The sequence below is a fragment of the Agreia sp. genome, assembly GCF_964263775.1.
Taxonomy (GTDB): Bacteria; Actinomycetota; Actinomycetes; order Actinomycetales; family Microbacteriaceae; genus Agreia.
In genome coordinates, this window is sequence record NZ_CAXVWM010000167.1 from 20,066 (window position 1) to 28,827 (window position 8,762).

The 8,762-nt window shown below is 66.5% G+C and carries 7 protein-coding genes; all 7 read left to right on the forward strand.

Annotated elements, in window-relative coordinates; translation table 11 throughout:
* Positions 1 to 19: 19 nt before the first annotated feature.
* The gene (locus ACE5CZ_RS12175) at positions 20 to 1,810 is read left to right on the forward strand and encodes a peptidoglycan D,D-transpeptidase FtsI family protein (protein ID WP_374947594.1); all 1,791 of its coding nucleotides are present in this window, start codon (positions 20 to 22) and stop codon (positions 1,808 to 1,810) included.
* Between the two features lie 15 nt (positions 1,811 to 1,825).
* Positions 1,826 to 3,370, forward strand: coding sequence for a Mur ligase family protein (locus ACE5CZ_RS12180; protein ID WP_374947595.1), 1,545 nt, complete (start codon positions 1,826 to 1,828; stop codon positions 3,368 to 3,370).
* A 4-nt stretch (positions 3,371 to 3,374) separates the two neighbouring features.
* Positions 3,375 to 4,799 (forward strand): UDP-N-acetylmuramoyl-tripeptide--D-alanyl-D-alanine ligase, encoded by a 1,425-nt coding sequence (gene murF / locus ACE5CZ_RS12185; RefSeq protein WP_374947596.1) that lies wholly within the window; start codon positions 3,375 to 3,377, stop codon positions 4,797 to 4,799.
* On the forward strand, positions 4,796 to 5,893 hold the full coding sequence (mraY, locus tag ACE5CZ_RS12190; protein WP_374947597.1) for a phospho-N-acetylmuramoyl-pentapeptide-transferase: 1,098 nt from the start codon (positions 4,796 to 4,798) through the stop codon (positions 5,891 to 5,893). The genes murF and mraY overlap by 4 nt, the downstream gene beginning before the upstream one ends.
* Positions 5,890 to 7,494, forward strand: a complete 1,605-nt coding sequence (gene murD / locus ACE5CZ_RS12195) for a UDP-N-acetylmuramoyl-L-alanine--D-glutamate ligase (protein ID WP_374947598.1) — start codon at positions 5,890 to 5,892, stop codon at positions 7,492 to 7,494. The genes mraY and murD overlap by 4 nt, the downstream gene beginning before the upstream one ends.
* A gap of 43 nt (positions 7,495 to 7,537) precedes the next feature.
* Positions 7,538 to 8,686 (forward strand): putative lipid II flippase FtsW, encoded by a 1,149-nt coding sequence (gene ftsW, locus ACE5CZ_RS12200; protein WP_374947599.1) that lies wholly within the window; start codon positions 7,538 to 7,540, stop codon positions 8,684 to 8,686.
* On the forward strand, positions 8,683 to 8,762 hold an 80-nt coding region (locus ACE5CZ_RS12205), incomplete at its 3' end, for a glycosyltransferase (RefSeq protein WP_374947602.1). The genes ftsW and ACE5CZ_RS12205, both read left to right, overlap by 4 nt.

The window sequence follows — 8,762 nt, forward strand, 5'->3', positions numbered from 1 at the left end:
GCCGAATGAAAGGCCGCACGTGACCGCGACGACCACCAGGACAACCCGGGGACGCGTGACCATCGCGGTGCTCATCATCGTGGCAGTGGTGTCGGTGTTCGTCGTGCGCCTCGTCGACATCCAGATCGTGCAGGCAGACGGCCTGAACGCGACGTCGCTCGCGAGCCGTTCCGACAGCACGGTCACGCTCGGCACGCGCGGCGACATCGTCGACGCCAACGGCGTCGTCCTCGCCACTAGCATCCTGCGCTATGCCATCGAGGCCGACCCGTCTGCTGTCGACGAATTCACGCGGCCAGCCGGCGACGGCTCCGAAGACGAGGTCGATGTGAGCGCAGAGCAGGCGATCGCCGAGCTGGCAGCCGCCATGGGGCTCGATCCCGCGGTAATCACGGCGATCCTCACAGCCGACGAGTCCTCGCGCTACGCGCTGATCTCGAAGTCGGTCGACGTGACCACCTACAACGCCATCCGCGCTCTCGACATCCCCTGGCTCTACTACAAGGCCGACCAGTCTCGCACCTATCCCGACGGCAGCGTTGCGGGCAACCTCGTCGGCTTCGTCGGAGACGATGGGGCCGCACTCGCCGGCACCGAATTGACCCAGGACTCCTGCCTCGCGGGCTCGAACGGCAGCGAGATCACGGAGACGGGTGAGGACGGCGTCGCGATTCCCGGGTCGACCGTGACCGTCACGGACGCGGTCGACGGAGGCGACGTTCAACTCACGATCAACAGCGACCTGCAGTACTTCTCCCAGGAGGCTCTGGCTCAGCGCGTCACCGAGGTCGGGGCCGAATCCGGCACTGTTGTCGTGACCGAGGTCAAGACGGGCAAGATCCTCGCGGCCGCCGAATACCCCACGGTCGATCCGAACAACATCGACGGCACCGATCCGGCCTATCGAGGGGCGAAAGTGTTCAGCGACCCCTTCGAGCCCGGATCGACCTTCAAGTCGATCACGGCCGCCTCCCTGATCGACGCCGGTGTCGCGACCCCGAACAGCCAGGTGCTCGCACCCTACGAATACCGCTCCGGCGACGCGGTCATCCACGACTCGTTCTTTCACGCGCCGATGCGCTGGACGTTGACCGGAGTCATCGAGCAGTCGTCGAACACGGGCATCTCGATGCTCAGCAACAACATGTCCGTCGACGCGCGGTGGGACTACATGAACAGGTTCCACCTGGGCACGGCGACGGAGGTGGGGTTCGTCGGCGAGGACTCGGGCGACATCCTGCCCGGCGATGTCAGCGGCCCGACGCAGCTCGACGACCAGACCATCTACAACACCACGTTCGGCCAGGGACTCACAGTAACTGCCGTGCAGATGGCGAGCGCATACCAGGCCATCGCGAACAACGGCGTGCGGATGCCCGTGCAGCTCTTCGAAGGATGCCGGCACGACGACGGCACGGTCACAGACGCCCCGCCGGCGTCGACGGGGGAGCAGGTCATCTCGCCGCAGGCGGCCCAGGAGACGGTGCACATGATGGAGTCGGTGGCCACCACGGGCTACGCGGCCAGCGCCCTGAAGATCCCTGGCTACCGTGTGTCTGCCAAGACGGGAACCGCCGAGATGAGCGACGGGTCCGGAGCCTACGGCGGCGCGTACCTGACCTCGATGGCGGGTATGGCACCCTCGGATGATCCGCAGTACGTGGTTTCGGTGACCATCCGGAAGCCCGTTACCATTACATCTGGACTGGCCGCAGCGCCGGTCTTCCAGAAGGTACTGTCACAGGTGCTGAAGACGTATCGGGTGCAACCTTCGACGGTTCCCGCGCCCGACCTGCCCACCACTTATTGAATGAAGGAGTCATCTGTGCCGGATCGGGTTTCGCAGGGACTGCGCCCGGAACATCCGATCGCACGGTCGCTCTCCCAGCTCGTGGCCGACTTCGGGCTTGAGCACATCGGCGAGTTCGCTTCAGACTCCGTGACCGGAATCAGCCTGACGTCGCGCGACATCGTTCCCGGCGACCTCTATGTGGGCCTTCCGGGTCGCAACGTGCACGGCGCGACGTTCGCCCAGGCCGCCGCCGATGGCGGGGCGGTCGCCGTCCTGACCGACCCCGAGGGCGCCGAGCTCGCGGCGGGAAGCGGCCTTCCTGTGATCGTCACTCCGCAGCCACGGGAGGCCCTCGGTGCCGTGTCAGCCTGGATCTACCGCACCCTCGACGATCCCCCCACGCTATTCGGCGTCACGGGTACCAACGGCAAGACGTCCGTCACGTACATCCTCGACGCGATCCTCTCCCAACTCGGCATCGTCGCGGGCTTCAGCACGACGGCCGAGCGCGGAATCGGCGAGCTGCGCATCGCCAGCACCCTGACGACGCCCGAGGCGACCGAGGTGCACGCCCTGCTGGCCCGCATGCGCGAGGCCGAGGTGCGCTCGGTGATCATCGAGGTCTCGGCCCAGGCGCTGACCCGCCACCGCATCGACGGCATCGTCTTCGACGTGGTGGGCTTCACGAATCTCACGCACGACCATCTCGACGACTACGGCCGTATGGACGACTACTTCGAGGCCAAACGCGAACTCTTCGAGCCTCATCGTGCCCGTCGGGGAGCGGTGCTCGTCGACGGCGAATGGGGCGCGCGACTCGCGGAGGAGTCGAGAATACCTGTCGCCACGATCTCGACTCGGCAGGGCATCCCGGCCGACTGGCAGGTCACCATCCTCGACGAGACCGTCGATCTCACCCGGTTCACCATCGAAGGGCCCGACCACCGGTCCATCACGACGAGTATCCCCATCCTGGGCCGCTTCATGGCCGAGAACGCGGCCCTCGCGATAGTGATGCTCGTCGAATCGGGCTACGACCTCGAGGCGATCGCCCACGTGCTCGGCAGAGACGGAGGCATCGACGCTTTCGTGCCCGGTCGCGCCGAGAGAGTCTCGGCAGAGACGGGTCCGCGGGTGTACATCGACTACGGTCACAGCCCGGATGCGTTCCAGAGCGCGCTCGAGGCGCTCCGCCGCGTCACCGCTGGCCGAGTGATCATGGTGTTCGGCGCCGATGGCGACAGAGACACGACGAAGAGAGCCGATATGGCGTCGATCGCCGCCCGGCTCGCCGACGTCGTCGTCATCACCGACTACAACCCGCGCTTCGAAGACCCGGCATCGATCCGGGCCGTTCTTCTGGATGCCGCCCGGGCAGCTCGGGCAGACGTCGAACTCTACGAGGTCCCCGACCCGAGGCTCGCGTTCCGCCAGGCTCTCTCGGTGGCCGGCGACGGCGACGTCATCCTTCATGCAGGCCCCGGCCACGAAAACTACCAGGAAGTCGCGGGCGAGAAGATTCCCTACTCCGCGCGCGATGAGGCACGGCTCGCCCTGCAAGAATTCGGATGGCTCTGACCCCATGCTTCACCTCACACTTCACGACATCGCCGGCATCACCGGCGGCAGGCTCATCGTCCCCGATGCGGTCAGGGTGGCGGGCATCGGGCCCGAGACCGTCGTTTCCGGCCTGGTCGACACCGATTCACGCGAGATTCGCCAGGGCGGCATCTTCGTGGCCAAGCCTGGCGAATTCAGTGACGGGTTTCTCTTCATCGACAAGGCTGTGTCTGCCGGCGCTGCCCTGGTCATAGCCGAGCGGCCGGCTGAGGCCCTCGTGGCGCAGGTCATCGTCGACGACGCCGTTCTGGCTCTGGGCGCACTCGCGACCGAGGTGGTTCGTCGAGTACGCGAGCACGGGGTGCTGCGGATCGTCGGAATCACCGGGTCGAACGGCAAGACGACGACCAAGAACCTGCTTCGAACGATTCTCGAGACCGAGGGCGAGACCGTCGCGCCGCGCGACTCGTTCAACAACGAGGTCGGCGCCCCCCTCACGATGCTCAAGCTGACGCCGTCGACCCGCTACCTCGTCGCCGAGATGGGCGCATCCGGCCCGGGCGAGATCACGCGCCTCGTTCGCATGGCCAAGCCCGACGTGGGCGTCGTTCTCACCGTCGGGCTGGCGCACGCCGGCGAATTCGGCGGCATCGCCACGACGCTGGCCACCAAGACCGAGATGGTGTCCGACCTCGTACCGTCGGATGTCGCAATTCTGAACATCGACGACGCCCGGGTCGCCGGGATGGCCGACAAGACCGCCGCGAGAGTGGTGTGGTTCGGCCTCGACGAGCGGGCTGCCGTACGAGCACACGAGGTATCGGCTCACGCCGCGGGCACGGACTTCGTACTGACGCTCGCGTCGGGCGACAGCCGTCGTGTGCGGTTTTGCGTTCTCGGCGAACACCACGTGATGAACGCCCTGGCGGCAGCCGCGGCCGCCGAGAGTCTCGGCGTCGGAATCGACCGCATCGTCGACGCGCTGCAGACCGTGACGCGTGCCGAGCGCTGGCGGATGGAGGTGCTCGGAGGCCGCGACAACGTGACCGTCATCAACGACGCCTACAACGCCAGCCCCGACTCGATGGTCGCCGGTCTCAAAACGCTGGCCCAGATAGCGACGCCCGCGTCGCGCAAGATCGCCGTGCTCGGCGAGATGAGTGAGCTCGGGGAGTTCTCCCTCGAAGAACACGACCGCATCGGGCGAATGATCGTGCGGCTCGGCATCGAGAAGCTCGTCGTGGTGGGCGAGGGCGCGCGTGCGCTCCACCTCGCCGCGACGCACGAGGGATCCTGGGATGGCGAGTCGCAATTCGTGAACACCGCCGATGAGGCCTTCGACGTGATCGCACCCGATCTGCGGTCGGGCGACATCGTCTTCGTCAAGTCATCGAACTCCGCCGGCCTGCGCTTCCTCGGCGATCGACTGGGGGCGCTGTTCGCATGATCACCCTGCTTGCCGCCGGTTCCCTGTCCATGGTGTTCACCCTCTTCATGACCCCTCTTTTCATCCGACTTTTTAAACGGCTCGCGTGGGGCCAGTTCATCAACATGGACGGCCCGGAGACACACCACGTCAAGCGCGGAACGCCGACCATGGGCGGAATCGTCATCGTGCTCGCCACGCTCTTCGGGTACTTCATCGCGCTCCTGCTCACCCAACGCGGCATCTCCATCTCCGCGCTGCTGGTGCTCTTCTTGATGGTCGGCCTCGGCATCGTCGGGTTCATCGACGACTTCATCAAGACGCACCGAAAACGAAGCCTCGGGCTCGGCCCCGTCGCCAAACTCGTCGGCCAGATCGTCGTCGGGATCGTCTTCGCCCTCCTCGCACTCAATTTCCGCGACGAGAACGGCCTGACCCCTGCGTCGACGGCGATCTCGGTCGTGCGTGACACCCATATCAACTTCACGATGCTCGTCGTGCCCGCCATCGTCGTCATCGCGTTCGTGGTGTGGGTCTGCGTGATCGTCATGGCGACCTCCAACGGCGTCAACCTCACGGATGGCCTCGACGGACTGGCGCCCGGGTCGAGCATCCTCGCCATCGGCGCGTTCGTCTTCATCGGCTTCTGGCAGGACAGCCAGAACTGCTTCAACCCCCAGATCGATCCCGACGTGCTGGGCAAATGTTACGAAGTTCGCGACCCGATGGATCTGGCCATCGTCGCCGCCGCCATCGTGGGCGCGCTCATCGGATTCCTCTGGTGGAACACCAACCCGGCGAAGATCTTCTTGGGCGACACCGGATCGCTCGCACTGGGGGGCGCACTCGCCGCCCTCGCCATCCTGAGCCGCACCGAGCTGCTGCTCGTCGTCATCGGTGGAATCTTCGTGATCGTCGCCGGCCAGGTGGTCATCCAGCTCAGCTACTTCAAGCTCACTCGCGGCAAACGCATCTGGTTGGCGAGCCCGCTACACCATCACTTCGAGGTGAAAGGCTGGGCCGAGGTCACCATCGTGGTGAGGTTCTGGATCATCGCCGGACTCCTCGTCGCGGCGGGAGTGGGGACGTTCTACCTCGAGTGGATCTCGCGATGACCGGGGCCCGCACCGACAGGGTGCTCGGACTCACGAGCTGGAACGCCGACTGGTCGGGCCTGCGGGTCGGCGTCCTGGGGCTCGGCGTCACAGGCTTCTCCGTGGCCGACACGCTGGCGGAGCTCGGGTCTCGCGTGCTCGTCGTCGCCGAAAAGGTCGACGACCGCTACCGGCTCATGCTCGAGGTGATCGGCGCCGACCTCGTGCAGGCGACGCCCCTCGCGTTTGTGCCGCACGAGCTCGAATCGCTGGACCCCGAACTCCTGGTCGTATCCCCGGGATTCCACCCGGATCATCCGGTCATCGGCTGGGCCACCGATCGCGGGATCCCCGTGTGGGGCGACGTCGAACTGGCCTGGAGGCTGCGAGACAAGGTCGGCACCCCCGGCGCGGGCAGTACCCCCGCCGAGTGGATCGCCGTGACCGGAACCAACGGCAAGACGACGACCGTGCAGCTCACGGCGGCCATGCTCGCCGCAGGAGGATTGCGGGCGGCTCCCTGCGGCAATATCGGCGTTCCGGTCCTCGACGCGGTCCGCGATCCCCAGGGGTTCGACGTGTTCGTCGTCGAGCTGTCGAGCTACCAGCTCCACTCCACGTCGAGCATGTCGCCGTGGGCTGCAGTGTGCCTCAACGTCGCGGAAGACCACCTCGACTGGCACGGCTCCATGCAGGCCTACGTCGCGGCGAAGGCCCGGGTCTACTCGAACACCCGGAGCGCATGCGTCTACAACCGGGGCGATGCCGTGACCCAGACGATGGTCGAAGAGGCCGAGGTCGTCGAGGGGGCACGCGCCATCGGATTCGACCTCGGAGTGCCCGGACCGAGCGACCTCGGAATCGTCGACGGAATCCTGGTCGACCGCGCGTTCCACGACGACCGGCGCAACTCTGCGCTCGAGATCACCACGGTGTCCCGGTTGGCGGCGACAGGCCTCGGAGCTCCCCACACCGTCGCCGATGTGCTCGCGGCGACGGCGCTCGCCCGAAGCGTCGGGGTGCCGATGGCTGCCATCCGAACCGCCCTCGATTCGTTCCATCTCGATCGTCATCGCATCGAGGTCGTCGAGACCCGCGACGAGATCACCTGGGTCGACGACTCGAAGGCGACCAACCCGCATGCAGCCGCCGCATCGCTTTCGGCATACCCGTCGGTGGTGTGGATCGCGGGAGGCCTGCTGAAGGGCGTCGACATCGAGCCGCTGGTTCGGGCACGCGCGGCGACACTGCGCGGGGTCGTTCTCCTCGGCGAGGATCGCACGGCACTCAGGCAGGCATTCCAGCGACACGCGCCGCACCTTCCCGTACGAGAGGTCACCGGCACCGAGACTAAGGGTGTCATGTCGGTCGCCGTCGAACTGGCCGCCGCACTCGCGGTGCCCGGTGACGTGGTTCTTCTGGCACCGGCGGCCGCATCGATGGACCAATTCACCGATTACTCCGACCGTGGCGACCGCTTCGCACACGCCGTGCGAAACTACCTGGGAGGCGATCCGGTTGACGGCGACACGACCGACAGTTCGGCCCCGGGGGCTTCGACCGCAGACGATTCCCCCCTCGACGGCGGGCGCGCAGACGACTTCACCGGTTCCGGCGACTGATCGGGGCCGTTCCGGCCGGAGCGCGCGCATCTCGTTGGGCCGCGTGCTCCAGCCCGAATCCCGCAGCTATTTCCTGCTGCTCGGAACGAGCCTGTTCCTGTTGCTCTTCGGCCTCGTCATGGTGCTGTCGTCGAGCTCGATCTCGTCGTATGCCGGGTCGCAGGGCTCCTTCGGCGTGTTCTGGCGTCAGGCCGTTTTCGCCATCGTCGGGGTTCCGCTGATGCTGATCATCTCGCAACTGCCCGTGCGGGTCTGGCGACGGTGGGCGTGGTTGCCGCTGGTCGTGGGTATCGGGCTCCAGCTGCTGGTGCTCACGACCCCGCTCGGCATCGAGGTCGGTGGCAACCGCAACTGGATCGGCATCGGCGGCTTCAACGCGCAGCCCTCCGAGCTGATCAAAGTCGGCCTCGTCGCCTGGCTCGGCGTGATCCTGGCGAAGAAGGAGCCGTATCTCGGTCGCTGGGGCCACGTTCTGGTGCCGGCGCTGCCGGTGGCCGGCGTCGGCATCGTGGTCGTCATGCTGGGAGGCGACCTCGGCACGGTCATGATCATGGCCGCCCTCGTGCTCGGCGCCCTCTTCTTCGCCGGCATCAGATTCAGGATGCTGGTGATTCCCGTGATCATCGGAGCCGTGCTCACCGTGATCATCGCCCTGTCGAGCTCCTCCCGGCTCTCGCGCATCGAGAACTTTCTCGGCATCGGCGCGGGCGACCAGACCGGACTCTCGTACCAGAACCAGCACGCCGACTGGGCGATGGCGGCCGGGGGGGTGTTCGGCGTGGGGCTCGGCAACAGCAAGGCCAAGTGGCTGTGGTTGCCCGCTGCAGACAACGACTTCATCTTCGCGATCATCGGAGAAGAGCTCGGGCTCATCGGCGCCGTCGTCGTCTTGGCTTTGTTCGTCGTCTTCGCTGTCTCCTTCCTCAGAATCGTACGATCCTCCACCGACCTGTTCTCCCGGGTCGTCACGGGTTCGGTTATGGTCTGGCTCATCGGCCAGGCGTTCGTCAACATCGCCGTCGTGCTCCAGGTGATTCCGGTTCTCGGCGTGCCGCTGCCGCTCATCTCGTCGGGAGGCTCGGCGTTGGTGACGACCCTCGTGGCTATCGGGCTCGTGCTGTCCATCGCGAGACAGGGCGACCGTCAGGGCGACCGTCTGGGCGACGCCCCGCGGCAGAAAGCGACCCGATGACCACCTACCTGCTCGCGGGAGGTGGCACCGCCGGCCATGTGAACCCGTTGCTCGCCACCGCCGATGAACTGCGACG